The organism is Bradyrhizobium sp. WSM1253 (assembly GCF_000244935.1).
In the GTDB taxonomy this organism is placed as follows: domain Bacteria; phylum Pseudomonadota; class Alphaproteobacteria; order Rhizobiales; family Xanthobacteraceae; genus Bradyrhizobium; species Bradyrhizobium canariense.
Window position 1 is genome coordinate 2,966,398 of sequence record NZ_JH600073.1, and the last position, 21,871, is coordinate 2,988,268.

The window sequence follows — 21,871 nt, forward strand, 5'->3', positions numbered from 1 at the left end:
GCATGAAGAGAGAGAGCCGCGGCATCCAGTCGATCGAGGTCGGCGGAGAATTGCTCCGCGCGCTTGCGAGAAGCGGCGGGCCGATGATGCTGCGCGATCTCGCGCGCGAGGCCGGCATGACGCCGGCCAAGGCGCATCCCTATCTCGCCAGCTTCTCCCGCATCGGCCTGATCGAGCAGGACGAGACCACCGGCCGCTACGAGATCGGCGCGCTGGCGCTGGAGCTCGGCCTGATCAGCCTGCGCCGCCTCTCCGGCGTGCGTATCGCCGGACCGAAGATCGCGGCGCTTGCGAGCCAGATTGGGCACGCGGTCTCGCTGGCGGTCTGGGGCACGCATGGCCCGACCGTGGTGCAGCTCGAAGAACCCGGCCAGCCCGTGCACATCGTGATGCGGGCCGGCTCGGTGATGGCCCTGCTGGAGACCGCGACCGGCCGCGCCTTTGCCGCCTTCCTGCCGGAGAAAACCATCGACGCCGCACTCGAAAGCGGCCTCGATCGTCACGGCGTCGGCTATAATCCGAAGCGCGCTGTGAAAGGCGCGAAGCTCGCCGACATGCTCACCGAAGTGCGCAAGCACGGCCTCGCCCGCGCGCTCGGCGACCCCCTGCCCGGCGTCAATGCGTTCGCCGCGCCGGTGTTCGACCATTCCGGCCATGTCGCACTGGTGATCACCGCGATGGGGCCGGAAGGCACGTTCGATGCCCGCTGGGACAGCGCGATCGCCCACGCGCTACGCGACTGCGCCGGCGGGATCTCGAAGCGGCTCGGTTACGGGATCACGGTTGCGGCGGAGTGAGGTTGCCTGCAACTACCACTGTCATGCCCCGCGAAGGCGGGGCATCCAGTACGCCGCGGCCCATCGGCCCTGTCGCTGCTATCTCGGAGTACTGGATCGCCCGGTCAAGCCGGGCGATGACAGCGAGTGTGGGACAACCTTCCGAGTCCTACTTCTCCTTCACCGGCACCGTGTAGTTCAGGATCAGCCGCCCGCCATCCGGATAGATCGTCTGTCCCGTGATGTAGGACGCATCGTCGCTCGCAAGAAACGCGACGACAGAGGCCACCTCGCTCGGCTCGCCGCCACGGCCGGCCGGCGTGCGTGACATCACGGTCTTGCGGGCATCCTCGGAGGTGTAGATGGACGATGCCACCATGTCGGTCAAAATCGTGCCAGGCCCAACCGCGACCACGCGGATGTTATGCGGGGCGAGTGCGACGGCAGCAACCGAGGTGAGCTGCTTCATGCCGCCCTTGGACATGGCGTAGGTCGCAAGTGCCGGGATTGCCAGCAGTGCATTGACCGACGACATGTTGATGATGACCCCGCCGCCGCTACCTTGCGCAATCATCTGCTTGGCCGCCGCCTGCACGCCGAAGAAGGCGCCCTTCAGGTTGATGCCGATGATCTCGTCGAATTCTTCTTCGGATATCTCCAGGAGGTCCCGGTTGCGGGCGACGCCGGCATTGTTGACCATGATGTCGAGCCGGCCGAACTCTCTTGCAGCCGTTGCGACCAGCTGGTCGACATCGACACGCTTGGCGACATTGCCGACGACAGTGCGCAAGGCATCCGGCCGCGCGAGTTCGGCGGCCGTCGCGGCCAAACCCTCGGCATCGACGTCCGAAATGACGACCTTGACGCCGTCATCCAGAAATCGCTTTGCGCAAGCCTTGCCGATACCGCGCGCCGCGCCGGTGATGGCGGCGACCTTGCCGGATAATTTCATGGTCTCACTCCAGGATAGCTGCTTCACAGCAGACTGTCGCCGGGTGAGAAACCCGGCTCAGGCCGCCGCGAAGCCGAGATGAGCACGGAACCGGTTCTTGATAAAGACAGCATCGCGCGAGGGCAGCGAGCGCGGTGGATTTTCCGCCAGAACCTTGATGACAAGCAGCCGCGGGCCATCGGCCGGCTCGGCGATTTGGGTTGCGAGGCGCTGCACCTCCTCGATCGTCCGCACGGTTCCGGCAGCGGCAAAGCCGCAAGCCACGGCGATTGCGGTGAGATCGACGCCGCGCCCGGTGTGGCTGGCCTGCATCCCGGTCTCGCCAAAATGCTGGTTGTCGATCACGACGATGTCGAGATTGCGCGGGCGCGCGACTCCGATGGTGGCGATGCCGCCGAGGCCCATCAATTGCTCGCCATCCCCGGTCAAGGCGAGGACGCGTTTTCCCGGCTGGGCTTGCGCGAGGCCAAGCCCGATCAGCGCGGCGCCGCCCATGGCGCCCCAGAGATAGAAATTGCCGTCGTGGTCGCCGACCGAATGAAGGTCATAGGTCGGCGAGCCGAGGCCGGAGACGACCAGAGTGTCGTTGCGATTCTTCAGGAGCGCGGCGACGGCGGCGCGGCGGTCGAGTTGGGCTTGCATTGGCATCACCACTTCTTCTTGCCGATCAGGCGCTGCCCGATCAGCACCGCGATCTGCTGATCGGAATCGTAGGCGAGCGCTGCGGCCGATTCGACCGTCTCGACCAGATCCTCCGCCGTCTCCGCCCGCATCACCTTCAAACCAATCGCTTCCAGCGAGGGCTGCGTCGCCCGGCTCATCGGCACCTGCCAGGGATTGAACTCGGCCCATTCGCCGCGCATCGTCACCAGCATCAGCAGTGGAAATCGTCCGATCGCCGACAGCGACAGCATGTTGATGCAATTGCCGACCCCGCTCGACTGCATCAAGAGCACGCTGCGCTGGCCGCCGAGCCAGGCGCCGGCGGCGATGGCGACGCCCTCCTCTTCCGTCGTCAGCACGTTGGTGGTGACGTCGCGATCGGCCGAGAACAGGCTGATGAGCTGGCTGTGGCCGGCATCGGGGACGTATGACATCTGCCGCACGTCGGCGGCTTTCAGGATGCGGTAGAGCTCGGACGGCCAATTGTCTGCGCGCGTGTCGGGATTGGATTGAAGGCTGTGCACCGCATGTCTCCGTGGATTTCGAGCGGCACTCTAACGATGTTCAGGCGCGAAAGCTCTGACCGTCTGGCGCGATCAGGTATCGAGGGATTGTATAGCTGCCTCTTCCGCTGCCGGTGGGACAGCGCACGATGCGCATGGCTGCGCCCTCTCCCCTTGCGGGAGAGGGCATCACCGCTGACAGATACAAACTCATTTGGATGAGGGGTATCTCTCCGTGCACTCATCCGCATCTATATGCGCGGAGAGATACCCCTCATCCGGCGCTTCGCGCCACCTTCTCCCACAAGGGTAGAAGGAAGAGGAGCCATAGGCAACTTCTCGACCTCTAGCCAAACTGGCGCGGCCGCAGTCCTGCATGAAACCAGGTGATCATGGAATAGATATCATAGACGGGCAATCCGACTTCGGCCTGAAGCGCCGCCGCATAAGGCGGCATGTTGGTGCATTCCAGCACGATCGCGCCGACATCCGGGTTGCTGGCGACCAGCTCCTTGCCGGCCTCGACCACGTCACGTTCGGCCTGCGCGATATCCATGTCCTCCTTCTCGGCCTTGATCAGGACGCGGAAGAATTCCTTGCCGTGCTCGGTGCCGACCAGCGGCGTATCGAGCGGCACGCCGGCACCTTCGAGATGAGCCGGCGTCAAGGATGAACCTGAGACCGTGACGAGGCCGACGCGCTTGCCCGGCGGCAAGGTCGCCTGCACCCACGGCACCTGCATCAGTGACGAGGTCGCGACGGGAACGCCGACCGCGGCTGCGATCTCCTTCTGGAACAGCGAGAGGAAGCCGCAATTGGTGGTGATGGCTTCCGCCCCGAGCCGCACCAGATCCTTCGCCGCATCGATGAAATCAGGCAGCAGACCGGCCGCACCGTTCAGCACCACTTTCTCGGGCGAGGCACCGCTCACCACGCGATAGAGCACGGGGAAAGGCCAGGTGGTGCCGTTGCCCATGTCGCCGGGAATGCGGGGAAAGCGCGCCTCCAACATCAGGATGCCGAGCGGTGCTCCATAGATGGCCTTGCCGCCGCGGGCGATACGAGAAGGCGAGTTGGCAGGATGGGTCATGGTACGATCTCAGAGAAAACGATCGGGCGAAAACGGTGCCAGCGGAATTTCCGGCGGCTTGCCGCTCAGAAGCTGGGCGACGAGACGACCGGTGCGGGCCGAGCCGACCAGGCCGATATGGCCGTGGCCGAAGGCATAGACGATATCGCGCGAGGCCCGCGCGTAACCGATGCAGGGACGTCCGTCTGGCATGCTCGGCCGATGACCGAACCAGGTCTTGATGCGGGAGGCCGGAATGTCCTTGGGCAGTTTTGGGAACATGCTGACGAGATGGTTGCGCAGAATCTCGGCACGTTTCCAGTTCGGCGCGGCCTCGAGGCCTGCGATCTCGACCGTGCCGGCGGCGCGCAAACCCTTGTCGGTCCAGTTCACCACCATCTTCGCATCCGAGGCCATCATCGAGCTGCGCGGGCCCGTTTCCGGATTCTCGATCATCACGTGATAGCCGCGCTCGGTCTCCAGCGGCAGCGGATCGCCGATGGACGCCGTGAGCCGCTTCGAATGCGCACCGGCGGCAATCACCGCGGCATCGCACGCAATCTCGCCGGCCTCGGACAGGACAGCCACGAGCTTGTTGCCGGATAGTTTCAGCCCAATTGCCTTGGCCCGCACGAGCTCGGCGCCGCTTGCCAGCGCATGTTGCGCGAGGGCCGCGACATAGGCACCGGGGTCGCGGCAGCGACCGGCTTCCTCCACCACCACGCCAAACGTGTAGCGCGGATGCAGATCGGGCTCGCGCTGACGCATCTCGTCGGCCGAAAGCTCCAGCCATTCGACACCGACGCGCTTGCGCAGGCGCCAGCCGAGATCATCGTCGAAATTGCCGCGTGACGGGAAGACATGCATCACGCCGTTACGCTCGATCAATTCAGGAACGCCCGCCTCCTCCGCGAGCTTCCTGTGCAATAGCGGCGCGTCCTTCAGGAGATCGCGCAGCGCAAATGCCGTCTTCTCGACCCGCGCCTCGGTCCAGCCCGAGAGCAGATATTTGATCAACCAGGGCAGCGCCTTCGGCAGATAAGACCAGCGGATCGCGAGTGGCCCGAGCGGATCCATCAGATAACCCGGCACCTTCTTCCAGACACCGGGCTCGGCCGGCGGGATCACCGAATGCGAGGAGAGCCAGCCGGCATTGCCGTAGCTCGCCGCCTGTTCGCCACCGGGCTCGCCCGGATCGATCAGCGTGACGCGATGGCCCTCGCGCAGCGCCTCGATCGCGCTGATCACGCCGACCGCGCCGGCACCGATGATGGCGACGTGGCGGCCTTGCGGCATCGGCTATGCCTTCACCGCAGGGGCAAAGTCCTTGCCGACCGACATCGCACGCGGATCGATGATGCAGTGGAGGATCGACGGCTTGCCCGAGGCGAGCGCACGCTCGAACGCCGGCGCGAACTCTTCGGTGCGCTCGACGCGCTCGCCATGGCCGCCGAATGCTTTTGCGTACATCGCGAAATCCGGGTTCTTGAGCTGGGTGCCGACCACGCGTCCGGGATAGTCGCGCTCCTGGTGCATGCGGATGGTGCCGTATTGCGCATTGTCGACGACGATGACGACGAGGGCTGCGTCGTACTGCACGGCGGTCGCGAATTCCTGCCCGTTCATCAGGAAGCAGCCGTCACCGGCAAAGGCGATAACAGTACGGTCCGGATATTGTCGCTTCGCGAGCACCGCGGCCGGCACACCGTAGCCCATCGAGCCCGACGTCGGCGCGAGCTGCGAGGCAAAGCTGTGAAAGCGATGATGCCGATGGATCCAGCCGGCGTAGTTGCCGGCGCCGTTGCAGACGATCGCGTCCTTGGGCAGGCGATCGCGCAGCCAGGTCATGACCTGGCCATACTGGAACGTGCCCGGCAGCTCGCGCGCCTTGTCGGTCCAGGCGAGATAATCGGCATGCGCCTTGGCGGCCTCGCCCTTCCAGGCAACGGCGCCGGCCGGCTTCAGCGTCTCGACCGCGGCCGCGAACGCGGCGGGTGTGGCCTGGATCGCGAGCTCAGGCTGATAGATGCGGCCGAGCTCTTCGGAGCCGGGATGAACGTGGATCAGCTTCTGCCGCGGGGTCGGAATGTCGAGCAGCGTGTAGGATGAGGACGGCATCTCCGACATGCGGCCGCCGATGAGAAGAATGACATCGGCGCCGTCGATCCGCGCCTTCAGGCCCGGGCTCGGGCCGATGCCGAGGTCGCCGGCATAATGCGAGTGATCGGCGTCGATCAGCGACGCGCGGCGGAACGAGGTCGCGACCGGCAGGTCGAACCGCTCGGCAAAGCGCGCGATGCTCCTGGTCGCCTCATCGGTCCAGCGCGAGCCGCCGAGAATGACGAGCGGCGCCTTCGCGCCCGCAAGCATGGCGCCAACGCGCTCGATATCTGCGGGCGCCGGCCAGCTCATCGCCGGCTCGATCCGCATGGCGTCCGCAACGACTGCGGTCTCGGTCAGCATGTTCTCGGGCAGCGAGATCACCACGGGACCGGGACGGCCCTGCATGGCGACGCGGAAGGCGCGCGCGACCAGCTCCGGAATGCGGTCGGGACGATCGATCTCGACCGCCCATTTCGCCATGGTGCCGAACACCGCCTTGTAGTCGAGCTCCTGGAACGCCTCGCGCTCGCGCATGCCGGTGTCGACCTGACCGACGAACAGGATCATCGGCGTGGAATCCTGCATCGCGATGTGCACGCCGTGGCTGGCATTGGTGGCGCCGGGGCCGCGGGTGACGAAGCAGATACCGGGACGGCCGGTGAGCTTGCCATAGGCCTCCGCCATCATCGCGGCACCGCCCTCGGCGCGGCAGATCATGACGTCGATCGGGCTGTCGTGCAGCGCATCGAGCGCCGCAAGGTAGCTCTCGCCCGGCACGCAGGTGACGCGCTCGACGCCTTGCGCGACCAGCTGATCGATCAGTATCTGGCCCCCGGTGCGGGTGTTGCGAATGGTCATGACGGCTCCCTCAAGGCTTTGGCGATGCGTTTCGCAGCTTCGCGAAAATTTTGTTCCGGGCTGGCGTAGGACAGCCGGAAACAAGGTGCAAGGCCGAAACCGCTGCCCGGCATTACGGCCTCGTCATGCCTCTCCGGAAAATAGCGGCGGCAGCCATGCCTCTCTCGGACGTCGACCGGGGAGCAGGCCCCTTGCCGTCATGCCCCTTTGCGCTGCCGAGCGCTTGCCAGCAGCACCAGCATGAACGAGGCCGCCGTCATCAGCGTCGAGATGGCGGCGATGGTCGGGTCGATCTCGTCGCGGAGCGCGGTGAACATACGCTTGGTCAGCGGCTGATACTGGCCGCCGGAGATGAACAGCGCGACGATGGTCTCGTCCATCGCCGAGATGAAGGCGAAGATGCCGCCTGCGACCACGCTGGACTTGATCTGCGGCAAGGTCACCGCGAAGAAGCTGCGCAGGCGGTTCATGCCGAGGCTGCGTGCGACCATCTCCTGCGCCGGATCGAAGCTTTGCAGGCCCGCCAGCACCGAGATGATGACGTATGGCAGGCCCAACATGACGTTCGCCAGCACCAGGCCCGGCAGCGTCGCGACCAAGCCGACCTTCGCATAGAGGAAGAAGATGCCCACCGCAGTGATGATGATCGGCACCACCAGCGGCAACAGCAGCATCATGTGGATAAGCCGCATGATCCGCAGCTTCGACTGGCTGATGCCATAGGCGGCGGCGACGCCGAGCGGCGTTGCGATAACCACCGTCAGGAGCGCGACCGTCAGCGTCACCCGCGTCGCCTGCATCCAGGCCGAGTTGAAGAAATACTGCTGATACCAGCGCAGCGAGAACGACGGCGGCGGAAAGGTCAGAAAGCGCGCGCTGGAGAAGGAGATCGGGGCGATGATCAGCACCGGCAGGATCAGGTAGACCAGCACCAGCGCGCTGATCACATAAAGGGAAATGCGGGCGGGCGACAATCGCGTCATTTCTGCCCCAATATGCGATCGAGCGAGATGAAGCGGCTGACGGCGAAAAAGATCGCGAGCACGCTGACGAGCAGCACGACGGCGACCGCGCTCGCAGCGCCGAACTGGTTGTAGAGCTCGACATTGCGGCTCACCAGCATCGACACCATCACCGTGCGGCCGCCGCCGAGCAGTTCCGGCGTGATGTAGAAGCCGAGGCAGAGCACGAACACCATGGTGCAGCCTGCGAGCACGCCGGGCAGAGACAGCGGCAGAAAGACGCGAACGAAGGTGAGCGACGGGCTCGCCCCCAGGCTGGCGCCGGCCTGCATGAGATCGCTCGGAATCTTCTGCATGGTGGCATAGAGCGGCAGCACCATGAACGGCAGGAGGATGTGTACCGTCGCAACCACCGTGCCGAAGGTGTTGTGCACCAGCGCGAGCGGTTCGCTCGTCACGTCGAGATATCGCAAAAGCTGGTTGATCACACCGGTGCGCTGGAGCAGCGCCAGCCACGCGTAGGCTCGCACCAACACGCTGGTCCAGAACGGCAGCACGACCAGCGAGAGGATGAGAATGCTCCATCCTTTCGGCACCGAGTTGGCGAGGTAGGCCACGGGATAGCCGAGCAGCAGCGCGATTGCCGTGACCGCGAGACTGATCTCGAAGGTCAGCGCAAAGCTGCGCCAGTAGATGTCTTCAGTGAAGACGCGGCGATAATTCTCCAGCGTGAAGCCGTCATGGTAGATCGACTGCCAGGCGAGCCAGCCGACCGGCAGCACGATCAGAGCCAGGATCACCAGCAGCGCCGGCGACACCAATGCCAGCATCAGCGCATGCTCGCGGCGCTGATGCTTTTGGGAGGGATCTGGCATTGATGTCGTCGGCATTTGCTCGCTCATCTCGGGTGGTGCACCTCTCCCGCTTGCGGGAGAGGTCGGATCGCGAAAGCGATCCGGGTGAGGGTTCTGTCCTCTTGGGGAGTCTTTCTCGCGGAGATACCCTCTCCCCAACCCTTCCCCGCAAGCGGGGGAGGGAGCGCAGTGTCAGCTCTGGCACGACTTGCGCTCATCGCGATTTCGCTTACTTCTGCATGAACGACGCCCAGCGCTTCTCCGCCGCTTCGCCGGCTGGCGACGACCACCACGCGTAGGACATCAGCGCCTGCTTGGCCGCATTGGCCGGCTCGCTCGGCAATTGCGCGGCGCGCTCGGGCTTGATCACGTTGGTCTCGAACGCCTTCGGGTTGCCCGGGCCGTAGTCGATGTGGAGCGGCAGATTGGCCTGGTGCACGGGATCGACGGCCTCGTTGAGAAACTTGACGGCCGTCTCGAGATTCGGCGCGCCCTTGAGGATGCAGAGCGAGGTGCTTTGCAAAACGCCCTGGTTGTAGGTGAAGGCGACCTTGGCGCCTTCCTTCGCGACCGCGCTGACGCGGCCGTTCCAGGCCATCTCCATGTCGACCTCGCCGTCATTGAGCAGCTGCGCCGACTGCGCGCCGGAGGTCCACCACACCGTGATATTCGGCTTGATCTCTTCGAGCTTCTTGAAGGCGCGGTCGACGTCGAGCGGATAGAGCTTATCGGGCGCGACGCCGTCGGCCATCAGTGCCGCCTCGAGTGTGGCGAACGGGTGGTTGCGCAGTGCGCGGCGCCCGGGAAATTTCTTCACGTCCCAGAAATCGGCCCAGCTGTTCGGCGCGTCCTTCGGAAAGGTCTTCTGACTGTAGGCCAGGACGCTGGAATAGAACTCGTAGGAAACCGAATAGGGGCTGCGATAGGATTCCGGCATCGCCGCGCCATTCGGAATCTTTGAGAAGTCGAGCTTCTCGATCAGCCCCTGCTCGCCGCCACGCAGGCAGTTGCCGGTCGGCGTATCCACGACGTCCCAGATCGGCTTGCCGCTGCCGACCTGGGTCTTGATCGCCGGCCAGGCATCGGGAATGGAATCCTGGTTGATGGTGATGCCGAGCTTCTTGGCGGAAGGATCGAGGATCGCCACCGTCTGCGCCTGCTGATAGGCGCCGCCTTGCGAGACAAAGGTGATCTGTTCGGCAGCGGCGGCGGTGCCGGTTGTTGCGAACAATCCGAGCGATCCGCCCAACAATGCGTAGCCAAATCGAATATCTCGTTTCGTCGTCATCCTCGCCTCCTCTGTCACCAATTAAACGTCATTGACCGATCGCATCGAGAAACTGGTACCAGCCGGCGACCATGCGCACGGCGGGCTCGCGCAGCGGATAGAACGGAATCGCCCTCAGGCGCCGCGCGTCGAGCAGCCCGACCTCCGGTGTCTCGCCGCGGACGAAGGCGGCAAGATAGCGGCCCATCAGGCTCGACATCGCGACGCCCGCGCCGTTGTAGCCCATCGAGAACAGCGTGCGGTCGTCGAGCCGGCCGAGATGCGGCACCGAATCCAGCGTCATGGCAACGAGGCCCGACCATTTGTACGCGAGCGGCACATCGGCCAGGTCCGGAAAGATGCCGACCATCGCCTTGCGCAGCGCATCGAATGCGGCTTCCGAGTCCTGCCTGCCGAAGGCACCGCGGCCACCGAAGATCACGCGATTGTCGACCATGCGGAACCAGCGCATCATGCGCTTGGTCTCGGTGTAGGTGCGGCCTGTCAGCATCAGCTTGCCCGCGAGATTGCGCGGCAGCTGCTCGGTAGCGACCATGGCGCTGCGGAAGGGAATCAGGGTGCGCTGCATCTGCGCGGTGGCATCCGTCAGGTCCGAATAGCTGTTGGTGGCAATGATCGCCTGCTTCGCCCGCACCGCGCCTTGCGGCGTCTCCGCGACGATGCCGCCGTTGTCGCGCCGGAGTCTTACGACCGGCGACTCCTGGAAGATCGGCACCCCGCGGCGCGCGACGCCGTCGGCGAGACCGCGCAAATAGTTCAGCGGATGAATGCCGCCAGAGCCGGGATTGAGCACGCCGCCAACGAAGCTGTCGGAGCCGGTCTCGGCGCGTACGCCGCGCTTGTCGAGAATACGGACCTCGGCGCAGCCCATCTCGCGCGTCATCCAGTTGGCTTCGTCGATCGCGGCCTTCAGCGTGGTCTCATTGTGTGCGGCCTTGACCTGGCCGGTGCGGGCAAGCTGAGCGCTGGTGATGCCGAATTCGGAGACCAGCTCCTCGACCATGTCGGTGGATTCATGCGCGATCTCGTACATTCGCCGCGCCATGGCGCGGCCGTGCACGGCGTCGATCTCGCGGAACGAGAGACGGAATTTTGCGGTGATCACGCCGCCATTGCGCCCACTGGCGCCCCAGCCCGGGCGGTTGGCCTCGAGCACGATGGGGCTGAGCCCGCTCTTGGCGATGTGGTGGGCCGCGGACAGGCCGGTATAGCCGGCACCGATGATCACCACGTCAGCCTGGCTCTCGCCGGACAGGACCGGAAACGCGCGCGCCGGCTCCGCCGTGGCTTCCCACAGCGAGTTGGCCGACGGCAATGCGCCCCAGTTCTGCGTCATCTCCGCGCTCACAAAGTTACACCGCCGGCCCGATCGCCGCGTCGGCGAGCGCCTTCAATGTCGGGAAATGGAAGTCCGGCTTGGTCAGCGTCTCCACGGCCGGCGTGCCGCCGAAGCCTGCCATGCCCTGACGCCGCTCGATCCAGCACACCTTGTAACCGAGCTTCCGCGCGATCCCGATGTCGTGATACTGGCTCTGCGCCACGTGCAGAATGTCGGACTGCTTGTAGCCGAACGCCGACTGGCGGCCCTTGTTGTAGGCAAAGAATTCCGGGTTCGGCTTGGCGACGCCAGTCTCGTCGGCGCAAACGGTATCGTCGAAGGGATTGCCGAGCGCATGCGCGTAACAGGAGAGCGCGACGCGGTCGGCGTTGGTCATCGCGACCAGGCGGAATTTAGTTCTCAGGCGCTTCAGAGCCTCGACCGAATCCGGGAACGGTCCCCAGCGCAGCACCGCGAGTTGGAACACGTCGCAGGAGGCGTCATCGGCCTGCAGCCCGAGCTCCTTGGCGAGATAGCGATAGACATGGAACATCACCTCGCTCGAACGCTCATGGTGCTTGTCGCGGCCACGCTTGTAGGATTCGAAGATCTTGTCGTCGCTGAGCTCGGCCGGCGACTTGCCCGAGATCCTGCGCACCGCGGAGAGCACGCCGGTCTCGAAATCGATCAAGGTGCCGACGACGTCGAAGGTGAGAACCTTGAAATTGCTGAACGAGGCTGCTGACGACATTTTGGCTTCTTCTCTCGGTTGGACAAGGCTTGGGTTCAGTCCCTCACCCTGGGTACGACGATGGTGTCCTCGGGGTGAAGGGTCACGGTGAGGCTGCCGCCGAGTGGCGGGATGCGGCTGTAGGCCTGGTGGTAGCTCGGCTGCCGCAGGCTGAGCACGATGCCGTCGGCGAGCGCCAGGAAGATGCGCAGGCTCTCGCCCTGATAGACAATGTCAGTGACCGTGCCGGTGAGCCGATTGCAGGCTGAGTCCGGCGCGCCGTCGTCGATCAGCAGCTTTTCGCTATGCACGGCGAGCATCAGCGCGTCCCCGTCGGGAATGGCGCGGGCGCTGCGCAGAAGCACATTGCCGAGCGCAACGCCGGAGGCATCGACGCGTCGCACGGGAAGCATCGTGGCTTCGCCGATGAAACTTGCGACGAAGGAATCCGCGGGATGATCGTGCAGACGCTCGGGCGCGTCGATCTGGATCAGCCTGCCGTCTTTCATCACGGCGACGCGGTCGCTCATGGTCAGTGCTTCGCGTTGATCGTGGGTGACGTAGATGATGGTGGCGCCGATGCGCTTGTGCAGCGCGCGCAGCTCGATCTGCATGGATTCGCGCAGCTGCTTGTCGAGCGCGGACAGCGGTTCGTCCATCAGGATCAGCCGCGGCTCGAAGATCATGGCGCGTGCGAGCGCCACGCGCTGGCGCTGGCCGCCGGAGAGCTGCGCGATACCGCGCTCTTCGTAGCCGGCAAGGCCAACCATCGAAAGTGCCGTGCGCACCTTGTCCGGCCAGACCGCCTTCGGCAGCCGTCGCGCGCGCAAGGGAAAGGCGACATTCTCGCCGACGCTCATATGCGGGAACAGCGCGTAATTCTGGAAAACGACGCCGATGTCGCGCTTGTGCGGCGGCATCCAGGTGACGTCGCGGCCGCCAAACAGGATCGTTCCGCTCGATGGCAGGATGAAGCCGCCGAGGATGCCGAGCAACGTGGTCTTGCCGGAGCCGGAGGGGCCCAGCAGCGAGACGAACTCGCCGGCGGCGACATTGAGGGACACGTCGTCGAGGGCGCGAACGGCACCATAGGCCTTGCTCGCGGATCTGATCTCGACGCTTTCCGCTCGTTTGTCCAACGATCGACCTCGCCATGTCCCTGCAACGGCGTGCCTCACTGCACGCCATAAGCCTGCTTTATAGACAGGAAATTTGAGCACTCACGGTCGAAGCGTGCACCGCACCAACATCTTCGCTCGCAAGCCCTGTCTTTAGGCTGTGACGCCAATGACACCAGACTTGGCAAAACTCGGCAATTGCCAAATTCTCACCTGGCTCATAACATGGTGTTATGCCCGAGCTGCGCCGCATGCTGCCCTCAAGTAACGCCTTGTTCGTCTTCGACGCAGCGGCGCGCAATGGCAGCTTCACGGCGGCTGCCGCCGAACTGAACGTCACCCAGCCTGCGGTGAGCCGGATGCTCGGACAGTTCGAGGAGCACCTAGGCGTTCGCCTGTTCGACCGAACAGCAGGACGTGCGGTGCTCACCGAGGAAGGCGAACTCTTGTATCGCCGCGTGCTCGAAGGTTTTCGCAGCATCGAGAGCGGACTCGTGGAAATCGAACGGCGGCGCAAGGGCACCGAGACGGTGACGCTGTCGGTCTCCTCCGCCTTCACCACGCACTGGCTGATGCCGCGCATCGACAAGCTGCAGAAGCAATTTCCGCAGGTCGATCTGCGCTTCCAGCTCATTTCCGGCGCGCTGCGCGGGCCGGTGGAGAATGTCGACCTCGGCATGCGCTTCCGCGATCGCGAGGAGCCGTCATCCGGCGGCACGCTGGTGATGAAGGAGGTCATGCTGCCGATGTGCAGCCCTGCCTATCTCGGCGAAACCGATCCCGCCGAGGGCAACACCATCATTAGGCTCGCCGAGACGCCGGGCGACTGGGCCGCGGATTACGCATCGCTTCTCACCGGGCGTCGCGGTGCGGCCAAGGCGCTGAGCTTCACGGACTATGCCGTCGTGATGCAGGCCGCCCTGCTCGGCCAGGGTATCGCGCTCGGATGGCTGACGGTCGCCTCGCACTGGCTGTTGACGGGCGCGCTGGTGCCGGCGTCCGACACGCTCACCACGACGCGCCGCATCTGCGAATTCCTGCCACCGCGCAACCGGCCGATGCGCCCCATCGCCGCCGAGATCCGCGACTGGATCACCGCCCAGATGAAAAGCGAGATCGCCGCGATCGACCGGCTCTATCCAAAGCTCGGCGCGATGGCTGCGTGCTACTAGAGCGTTTTCGGGCGAAGTGGATATACCGGCTCGCGTGAAGAAAACGCGTCAAAACCGGAGTCTAGGCGGGTGTCAGCGCGGCACAGTAACGATCGGGCAGGTGATCGCCGATGCCCGCCGGGAGCAGCACCGTAAGCCTGCCGACGACATCCGACCGCGTGTTCTCGGATACGCCGCTGAGGAGATTGCGGACCTGCTCACCAATTCCAGCATTCGCCATTGGCTCATCCGAACCAACATTCGTCGTGAGCTGGCTGGCGCTGAATTTGGCGCCGCGTGCACAGGCGAGATAACGGCCGACGTGATGAAAGCCAAGCCCGGGCGGAGGCACGGTCGGGACGATGTCGGTGCCGTGCACGAGACGATAGGTCATCCTGCCGAACGTACCGTTGTAGAATGCGGCGAAATCGTCGCGGCCCACGCGCGGACAACCGTAAAGATAGATCTGCGCATCCGCGAGTTGGAGCTGCTCCCGCGCGAAGTCCACCGTTGCCACCGCGATCGCGGCGCCGAGGCTGTGCCCAGTGATGAAGATCGGTGATTTGCGCGCCAGCGCTGCCGCCAGTGCGCTCTTCACGTCGTCCCACACGGCTGCCGCCGCATCGACGAACCCCTGGTGCACGGGCGCCTTCGGTCGGCCAAGCGTGAAATCGCTGACCCAGTTCAGGAGATGAAGCGGGTCGGTGCCGGCGAAGGCGACAATTGTTGCGTCGCCCTTGCTCGCGATGATCCCGCGCGTGTCGGTCAGCGGCAGCGTCGAATGCGCCGGCTGGCTCAGCAGCTTGACACCGGACAGATCAAAGAACGGAGAGACCCTGTTGATCGTGTCCGGCACATGGGTCTCGTAGGCGAGTTGCGACATCCACATCATCGCGCGAGCGATGTCGAGATCAAAGCCGGTTGATGTCTCGTTGAATTTTGCAAATGCCCGTCGGTCATATTGATCGGGAGGAAGTTCGACCAGAATGCTCACATCAAGCTCCTAAATGGCTTATTGCTGCAATGCGTCGATCGAAAACGGAATGGCGCTACCTTCGCATATGGCTGGAACTTTGACAATCTGTGCGCGTGCCCGGGACGTATTCTGCCGTCGCGCTTAAGAGGACAAGGTTGAGACGAGGCACCTCTCCTCCACGTCATTGCGAGCGCAGCGAAGCAATCCAGAGTCTTTCCGCGGCGGGATTCTGGATTGCTTCGCTGCGCTCGCAATGACGGTGCGGATAGAGCTTTGGCCCCTATTGATGCTCGATCGCGCGGATTGCGCCGCGCAGCTCGGCGAGACCGCGGAGGCGACCGATCGCGGTGTAGCCCGGATTGGTGCGCTTGGTCGCCGCGAGATCGTCCAGCATGCGGTGGCCGTGGTCGGGCCGAAACACGATCTGCCGGTCGGGCGAACGCCGCGCGTTCTCCTTCAGCAGCGCCTTGAGCACAGCGACCATGTCGACGTCACCGTCGAGATGATCGGACTCGTAGAACGACAGGCCGTCGGCCTCGCGCTTGGTCGCGCGCAGATGTGCAAAGGCGATGCGCGGGCCGAAGCGCTCGGCCATGGCGGGGAGATTGTTCTCAGGGCGCACGCTGAGCGATCCCGTGCACAGGCAGATGCCGTTGGCCTTCGACGGCACGGCGTCGAACAGCGCCTGGTAATCCTCGGCGCTGGAGGCGATGCGCGGCAGACCGAACAGCGGACGCGGCGGATCGTCCGGATGCAGCGTCAGCGACACCCCGAGCTGCTCGGCGACGGGCGCAACGCGGCCCAGGAATTCGGCGAGATGCTGCCGCAGGATCTTTGGCGTGATGTCGCGATAGGTCTCCAACCGGTCGCGGAATTGCGGAATGGTCATCGGCTCGGTGGTCGAACCCGGCAGCGCGCTGGCGATCACCATGACGAGATAATCGATGTCAGCCTGGCTCATCCCGTCGAACAGCTTTTTGGCGCGCGCCTGCTGCTCCGGTGAATAGTCCTGCACGGCGGCGGGGCGCTTGAGGATATGCAGCTCGAACGCCGCGAACCGATCCTGGTCGAAGCGCATCGCGCGGGCGCCGTTCGGCAATTCCCACTCCAGATCGGTGCGGCACCAGTCCACCACAGGCATGAAATTGTAACAGATGATCTTGATGCCTGAGGCGGCCACCGCCTCCAGGCTCGCGATCCATGCCTCGATCGACTTCGTCGCCTTGCCGCCGAGACGCTTGACGTCGTCGGGGATCGGAATCGATTCCACCACCGACCAGGTCAGCTGCGAGCGGCCGGGCTGACCGTTCTCGATGAAGTTCTTGCGCTCCTCGACCGCCTTGCGGGTCCAGGCTTCACCGATCGGCACCTGATGCAGCGCCGAGACGATATCGCTCGCGCCGGCCTGCCTGACATCATCGAGCGAGACCGGATCGTCCGGCCCGTACCAGCGCCATCCTTCGAGCATCATGCGGCCTCTCCAATCAGTTCGCGGTCAGCACGACCTTGACGCTCTGCGAGCGGTCGAGCGCCAGCCGCAGCGCGTCCGGCGCGGTGGACAGCGGCCGCTCGGCGGTGACCAGCGACAGCACGTCGATGCTGCCGTCCGCAATCAGCTCCACCGCCGTCATGAACTCGAGCCCGAAGCGGAACGAACCGCGCAGGTCAATCTCCTTGGCCATCACCGCATTCGCCGGCACCGGAATCTGGCCACCCGGCAAATTACCGATCTGCACCACAACGCCGCCGCGCCTGACGATACCGATCGCGCTGGCAAGGCCTGCAGCCGTGCCTGAGACTTCGAAAGCGACATCGTACGGGCGCGACGCGGCCTGCGCCTTCAGGCCTTCCTCGCCGGCTGCGACATTCTCGACGTGAGAGGCGCCGAGCCGGATCGCAAAGGCCAGCGGCGCCGGCGCGATGTCGGCCACCGTGATGTCGGCCATGCCGGCGCGGTGCGCGGCGAGCATGGTCAGAAGCCCGATCGGGCCGGCACCGAAGATGATGCCGCGTTTGCCCTCGATGTTACCGGCGCGCGCGACCGCGTGCAGGCAGACCGCGAGCGGCTCGGCGAGCGCTGCCGCCTGATAGGAGACGTGATCGGGAATCTTGACGCACTGCGCCGGGATGGCGTCGAAGTAGTTGGCGAAGCCGCCCTGCATGTGAGGCGTCTTCGACGCCGAGCCCATGAAGTAGATGTTCTCGCACAGATTCGGCCGGCCCTCGCGGCAGGCGACGCAATGGCCGCACCAGCGCGACGGGTTGACGGCGACGCGGTCACCGAGCTTCAGATTGGCGGCAGACCCGGAGATCTCCACGACCTCGCCCGAGATCTCGTGGCCGAGTACCAGCGGCGACTTCACGACGAAATCGCCGGTGCGGGCGTGGCGGAAGTAATGCATGTCCGAGCCGCAGATGCCGCCGGCGCCGAAGCGGATGCGCACCATGCCTGAAGCGAGCTTGTCGAGCGGATGCTCGACCATACGCAAATCTTCGGGGCCGAACAGGGTTGCGGCGAGAGCAGTGGAGGTCATTTGGAAAGTCCCATGTATTTTGGCAGCCAGAGGGTCAGTTCGGGAATGTAGGTGATCGCGATCAGCGCGAGCATCAGCGGCACCAGCCAGGGCAGGATCGCGACCGTGGTGCGCTCGACCGAGAGCTTTGCCACGCGTGCCAGCACGAATAGCACCATGCCGAGCGGCGGGTGCAACAGGCCGATCATCAGGTTCAGCGTCATGATCAGGCCGAAATGGATGGGATCGATGCCGAGCTTGAGCACGATCGGCAAGAGGATCGGCACCAGGATGGTGATCGCCGCCGTGGTGTCGATGAAGCAGCCGACGAACAGGATCAGCACGTTGGCCAACGCCAGGAAGACCCATTTATTATGGGTGATGCCGAGCATCCAGTCCGACAGCAGTTGGGCTGCCTGCGACACCGTGAGCAGCCAGGCAAAGATCGAGGCAGCGGTGACGATGAACAGCACCGAGGCCGTGGTCTCGATGGTGTCGAAGGTCGCCTTCGCCACCGTCTTCAGCGTCATGGTGCGGTAGCGCACGAGGCCAAGGAACAGCGACCAGATCACGGCGGCGACGGCAGCCTCCGTCGGCGTGAACCAGCCCAGCGTCATGCCGCCGATCAGGATCACCGGCGCCATCAAGGCCATGACCGCCGAGAAATCGAAGTACCAGTCGAGCGCGAGCAGCGCGACCAGGCCAATCCCAACGGCCCAATTGGTGGAGAGGCCGGCGACCGTCAGAAGCCAGACGGCCATCGGGAAGCTCAGTACGACGAGGATCTCGAGCCCCGCCGATCCCAATTGCGGCCAGGAGAACGGCGTATCGCTGCCCCATTTGTTCTTGTGCGCGAAGTAGGTGACGGTGGCCATCATGAGCAGCGTCAGCACGACGCCTGGAATGACGCCCCCCAGAAACAGCGCGCCGATCGAGACGTTCGCCATCATGCCGTAGATCACGAAAGGCAGCGACGGCGGGATGATCGGGCCGAGCGTGGCGGACGCCGCGGTGACGCCGACGGAGAATTCCGTGGTGTAACCGTGATCCTTCATCGCCTTGATCTCGATGGTGCCAAGGCCGGCAGCATCCGCGATCGCGGTGCCGGACATGCCGGAGAAGATCACCGAGCCGATGATGTTGACGTGACCGAGGCCACCGCGCATCCAGCCGACCAGCGCGACGGCGAATTTGTAGATGCGCCCGGTGACGCCGGCAATGTTCATGAGATTGCCGGCCAGGATGAAGAACGGCACGGCGAGCAGCGGAAAGCTCTCGACGCCGGCGATCATGCGCTGCGCCAGCGTGACGTCGGGCGTCACCCCGCTGACCAGGATGTAGAGCAGCGACGACGCAGCCATGGCGATCGCCACGGGCACGCCGAGCAGCATCAGGATGAGAAAGCCTCCAAGCAACAGCAACATGGGATTACCCTTCAAAACCGTCGTAGGCGCCGGGACGTTCGAGGATCGAGTAGCCCTGCCGCAAATGTTGGATGGCCACCTGCACCGAGCGGACGAACATCAGCACGAAGCCGGCAAGCACGGCGTAATAGACGTAGTCCTTGGGAAGATTGATCGTGGTCATGGACTCGTCGCCGATGATCTGGATGTAGACCCAGACCAGCTTGATGGCATAGCCGAAGAAGACGATCCGGATCAGATCAATGACAGTCGACAAAGCGCGCGCCGCGACATGCGGCAGATAGCGGTAGATCAGATCGACCTGGATGTGCCGCGACAGCCGCACGCACATCGAGGAGCCGATGAAGACCACGCCGATCAAGCAGTAGGTCGCGATCTCCTCGGTCCAGGCGTAGCTGTCGTTGAGCACGTAGCGGGTAAAGAACTGCAGGAAGACGGCGAGCGCCATCACCCAGAAGATCGCCAGCGCGACCCAGTCCTCGAAAGCGTAGATGCCGAGATCGACCTTGGGTGCCGCCTCCTCCTCGAAGGTGTGGGCGATCTCGTCCGCGGTGATCTGCCGGTGCGTTTCGGCGGTGGACATGGGTTGCTCCTCAAACTGATCACGTCGTTCCGGGATGGTGCGTTAGCACCAGACCCGGAACCTCGAGATTCTCAGGTGCGCGATTGCGCACCGTAGTTCGGTCCTGCGGACCGCCCCGGGATGACGACTACGTCGTCATTTCACCGCCTGAATGCGTTCCCAGTCGGCCTTGCGATAGCCAAACGTCTCGAACGCGACGTTCTTCAGAACGGTGTCGCGGAACTCGTTCTTGTCGACCTCGGTCACGGTCAGGCCCTTCTCCTTGAAGAAGGCAACCAGCTTGGCCTCATTCTGCTTGATCTCCGCGGTCGCCTTGGCGGCGGCTTCCTGCGCGACGTCGGTGAAGATCTTCTTGTCCTCGTCGCTGAGCTTCTTCCAGAGCGCACCGGCCACCACCGTGTTGAGATGGTCGACAATGTGGCCGGTCAGCACGATGTGCTTCTGCACCTCGTAGAACTTCTTGGCCTCGATCGTGGTGAGCGGATTCTCCTGCGCCTCGACGGTGCCGTTCTGGAGCGCCAGATAGACTTCGGCGAACGCGATCGGCGCGGTGTTGGCGCCGCAGGCGCGCGGCATCGCCAGATAAGCGGGCACGTCGGGCACGCGCATCTTGAGGCCCTTGAGGTCGGCACAGGTCTTGATCGGCTTGTTCGACGAAGTCTGGCGCACGCCGTAATAGGTCACCGCGAGGATGTGGTGGCCGCTCTTGTCCTCGTAACCCTTGGTGAGCTCCTTGAAGATGTCGCTCTTGGTGTAGGCGAGCAGATGATCGGCATCGCGGAAGGTGTAGGGATAATAGGTCACGCCGATCGGCGGAAAGCTCTTGGCCGCAAAGCTCGAGCCGGAGATGATGATGTCGACCGAGCCAAGCGAGAGGCCCTGGTTGATGTCGGCTTCCTTGCCGAGCTGCGACGCCGGATAGACGTCGATCGCATAACGCCCATTGGTGCGCTTGCCGATTTCCTGCGCGGCCCACACTGAGGCGGTGTGGAAGGGCTCCGAGGTCTCGTAGACATGGGCCCATTTGAGCTTGGTCTGCGCCATGCCGGCGCCAGTCGTCGCAATCATCGCCGCGGCCGAGACCGCCAGCACCATTGTCATCTTTTTCAACACTGACTTTTCCTCCATTTTTCAAGTCTGCTTCTTTTAAATCTGCTTCTTGTCCGCCCGCCCCCGACGCGGGTGCGGGCCGCACAATCTCATCGCGGTCGCGCGCTGCTGCTCGTGACTCGCTTCTTCTTCGGCGCACGTTGCGGTCTTGACGGCTTTGCCGTCGATCGCGCCACCCGCCCGGACGACGGTCCTGCCACCTTCTCGGCGCCGAAGTTCTGCGCAAAGCGCTCCTGGGATCTCGCGAGATGATCGCGCATCGCATCGCGCGCGGCCCCGGGATCGTGCGCCGCGATCGCGTCGCGCACCGCGCGATGCTCGTCGAGCGCAGTGCGCCACGTGCCCGGGCTTTCGAAATAATGCGCAAGCTGCGCGAAATAGGGGTTGAGGCGCTGGTCGAACAGCTCGCCGACGACGCGCACCAGAACGGCATTGCCGAGGCTTCCGGCGATCGCGACGTGGAAGGCGCGGTCGTGGACCATCGAGGCTTCGCCGGGGTGTTCTACATTCTCCATCGCGACAAGGGACGCATCGATACGGGCAACGTCGTCCTTCGTCGCCACGCGCGCGGCTTCTTCGGCGATGGCACTTTCCAGGAACTCGCGGGCACGCAACAGCTCGAACGGGCCCTCGATGACGGACGCAGGCGCGGTCGCCGCAACCGCCGCGGGCTCGATCACATAGATGCCGGAACCGACGCGGATGCGGAGGCGGCCCTCGACTTCGAGCGCGATCAGGGCTTCGCGCACCGTCGGCCTGGATATCTTGAGCTGCTCGGCGAGTTCGCGCTCGGTCGGCAAGCGGCTGCCGACCGCGTACTCGCCGCTGTCGATCAGGCTTCGCAATTGATCGGCGACCTGGCGATAAAGCCGTCTCGCCTCCACAGCTTCCAGCGGCACGCTGGTCCTCCCGAAAGGGTC

The 21,871-nt window shown here is 64.5% G+C and carries 21 protein-coding genes; 2 read left to right on the forward strand and 19 right to left on the reverse strand.

What is annotated here, in order from left to right; all coding sequences use genetic code 11:
• Nucleotides 1-2 precede the first annotated feature (2 nt).
• Nucleotides 3-797 carry an IclR family transcriptional regulator gene (locus tag BRA1253DRAFT_RS15480; RefSeq protein ID WP_007595791.1) on the forward strand — a complete coding sequence of 265 codons (795 nt, stop codon included), beginning with the start codon at nt 3-5 and terminating at the stop codon, nt 795-797.
• A gap of 148 nt (nt 798-945) precedes the next feature.
• On the opposite strand, the gene BRA1253DRAFT_RS15485 is transcribed toward BRA1253DRAFT_RS15480, so the two are convergent.
• The 12 genes from BRA1253DRAFT_RS15485 to BRA1253DRAFT_RS15540 all read right to left on the reverse strand — a co-directional run bounded on the left by BRA1253DRAFT_RS15485 (nt 946) and on the right by BRA1253DRAFT_RS15540 (nt 13,215).
• A complete protein-coding gene (locus BRA1253DRAFT_RS15485) occupies nt 946-1,728 on the reverse strand; it encodes an SDR family NAD(P)-dependent oxidoreductase (protein WP_007595793.1) in 783 nt (260 codons plus the stop codon).
• 57 nt (nt 1,729-1,785) lie between these two features.
• Complete coding sequence (locus BRA1253DRAFT_RS15490; protein WP_007595794.1) at nt 1,786-2,376, reverse strand: thiamine pyrophosphate-dependent enzyme; 591 nt, start codon at nt 2,374-2,376, stop codon at nt 1,786-1,788.
• The gene (locus BRA1253DRAFT_RS15495) at nt 2,376-2,915 is read right to left on the reverse strand and encodes a thiamine pyrophosphate-binding protein (protein ID WP_007595796.1); all 540 of its coding nucleotides are present in this window, start codon (nt 2,913-2,915) and stop codon (nt 2,376-2,378) included. Before BRA1253DRAFT_RS15495 ends, BRA1253DRAFT_RS15490 begins: the two co-directional genes overlap by 1 nt.
• 325 nt (nt 2,916-3,240) lie before the next feature.
• Nucleotides 3,241-3,984, reverse strand: a complete 744-nt coding sequence (locus BRA1253DRAFT_RS15500) for an aspartate/glutamate racemase family protein (protein WP_007595798.1) — start codon at nt 3,982-3,984, stop codon at nt 3,241-3,243.
• 9 nt (nt 3,985-3,993) lie between these two features.
• The gene (locus BRA1253DRAFT_RS15505) at nt 3,994-5,259 is read right to left on the reverse strand and encodes an FAD-binding oxidoreductase (protein ID WP_007595800.1); all 1,266 of its coding nucleotides are present in this window, start codon (nt 5,257-5,259) and stop codon (nt 3,994-3,996) included.
• 3 nt (nt 5,260-5,262) lie between these two features.
• A complete protein-coding gene (locus BRA1253DRAFT_RS15510; RefSeq protein WP_007595801.1) occupies nt 5,263-6,924 on the reverse strand; it encodes a thiamine pyrophosphate-binding protein in 1,662 nt (553 codons plus the stop codon).
• A 197-nt stretch (nt 6,925-7,121) separates the two neighbouring features.
• On the reverse strand, nt 7,122-7,907 hold the full coding sequence (locus tag BRA1253DRAFT_RS15515; RefSeq protein ID WP_007595803.1) for an ABC transporter permease: 786 nt from the start codon (nt 7,905-7,907) through the stop codon (nt 7,122-7,124).
• Nucleotides 7,904-8,776, reverse strand: a complete 873-nt coding sequence (locus BRA1253DRAFT_RS15520) for an ABC transporter permease (RefSeq protein ID WP_007595810.1) — start codon at nt 8,774-8,776, stop codon at nt 7,904-7,906. The genes BRA1253DRAFT_RS15515 and BRA1253DRAFT_RS15520 overlap by 4 nt, the downstream gene beginning before the upstream one ends.
• A 193-nt stretch (nt 8,777-8,969) precedes the next feature.
• Nucleotides 8,970-10,028 (reverse strand): ABC transporter substrate-binding protein, encoded by a 1,059-nt coding sequence (locus BRA1253DRAFT_RS15525; protein WP_007595811.1) that lies wholly within the window; start codon nt 10,026-10,028, stop codon nt 8,970-8,972.
• Nucleotides 10,029-10,056: 28 nt separating this feature from the next.
• Nucleotides 10,057-11,364, reverse strand: coding sequence for an FAD-binding oxidoreductase (locus BRA1253DRAFT_RS15530; protein ID WP_007595812.1), 1,308 nt, complete (start codon nt 11,362-11,364; stop codon nt 10,057-10,059).
• 16 nt (nt 11,365-11,380) lie between these two features.
• On the reverse strand, nt 11,381-12,097 hold the full coding sequence (locus BRA1253DRAFT_RS15535) for an HAD family hydrolase (protein ID WP_007595813.1): 717 nt from the start codon (nt 12,095-12,097) through the stop codon (nt 11,381-11,383).
• 35 nt (nt 12,098-12,132) lie between these two features.
• Entirely contained in the window at nt 12,133-13,215 is a 1,083-nt protein-coding gene (locus BRA1253DRAFT_RS15540; protein WP_007595820.1) for an ABC transporter ATP-binding protein, read from the reverse strand.
• Between the two features lie 212 nt (nt 13,216-13,427).
• On the opposite strand from BRA1253DRAFT_RS15540, the gene BRA1253DRAFT_RS15545 reads away from it, so the two are divergent.
• Nucleotides 13,428-14,366, forward strand: coding sequence for a LysR family transcriptional regulator (locus BRA1253DRAFT_RS15545; protein ID WP_007595822.1), 939 nt, complete (start codon nt 13,428-13,430; stop codon nt 14,364-14,366).
• 61 nt (nt 14,367-14,427) lie between these two features.
• On the opposite strand, the gene BRA1253DRAFT_RS15550 is transcribed toward BRA1253DRAFT_RS15545, so the two are convergent.
• From BRA1253DRAFT_RS15550 to BRA1253DRAFT_RS15580, 7 genes are all read right to left on the reverse strand, one after another.
• Nucleotides 14,428-15,339 (reverse strand): lipase family protein, encoded by a 912-nt coding sequence (locus tag BRA1253DRAFT_RS15550; protein ID WP_007595823.1) that lies wholly within the window; start codon nt 15,337-15,339, stop codon nt 14,428-14,430.
• Nucleotides 15,340-15,601: 262 nt separating this feature from the next.
• Nucleotides 15,602-16,792 (reverse strand): mannonate dehydratase, encoded by a 1,191-nt coding sequence (gene uxuA / locus BRA1253DRAFT_RS15555; RefSeq protein WP_007595825.1) that lies wholly within the window; start codon nt 16,790-16,792, stop codon nt 15,602-15,604.
• A gap of 13 nt (nt 16,793-16,805) precedes the next feature.
• Nucleotides 16,806-17,855 (reverse strand): L-idonate 5-dehydrogenase, encoded by a 1,050-nt coding sequence (locus BRA1253DRAFT_RS15560; RefSeq protein WP_007595827.1) that lies wholly within the window; start codon nt 17,853-17,855, stop codon nt 16,806-16,808.
• Nucleotides 17,852-19,258, reverse strand: a complete 1,407-nt coding sequence (locus BRA1253DRAFT_RS15565) for a TRAP transporter large permease (protein WP_007595829.1) — start codon at nt 19,256-19,258, stop codon at nt 17,852-17,854. The genes BRA1253DRAFT_RS15560 and BRA1253DRAFT_RS15565 overlap by 4 nt, the downstream gene beginning before the upstream one ends.
• A gap of 4 nt (nt 19,259-19,262) precedes the next feature.
• Nucleotides 19,263-19,841, reverse strand: a complete 579-nt coding sequence (locus BRA1253DRAFT_RS15570; protein WP_007595831.1) for a TRAP transporter small permease — start codon at nt 19,839-19,841, stop codon at nt 19,263-19,265.
• A gap of 135 nt (nt 19,842-19,976) precedes the next feature.
• Nucleotides 19,977-20,936, reverse strand: a complete 960-nt coding sequence (locus BRA1253DRAFT_RS15575) for a sialic acid TRAP transporter substrate-binding protein SiaP (RefSeq protein ID WP_035969018.1) — start codon at nt 20,934-20,936, stop codon at nt 19,977-19,979.
• Nucleotides 20,937-21,040: 104 nt separating this feature from the next.
• Complete coding sequence (locus tag BRA1253DRAFT_RS15580; protein ID WP_007595834.1) at nt 21,041-21,850, reverse strand: FadR/GntR family transcriptional regulator; 810 nt, start codon at nt 21,848-21,850, stop codon at nt 21,041-21,043.
• Nucleotides 21,851-21,871 lie beyond the last annotated feature (21 nt).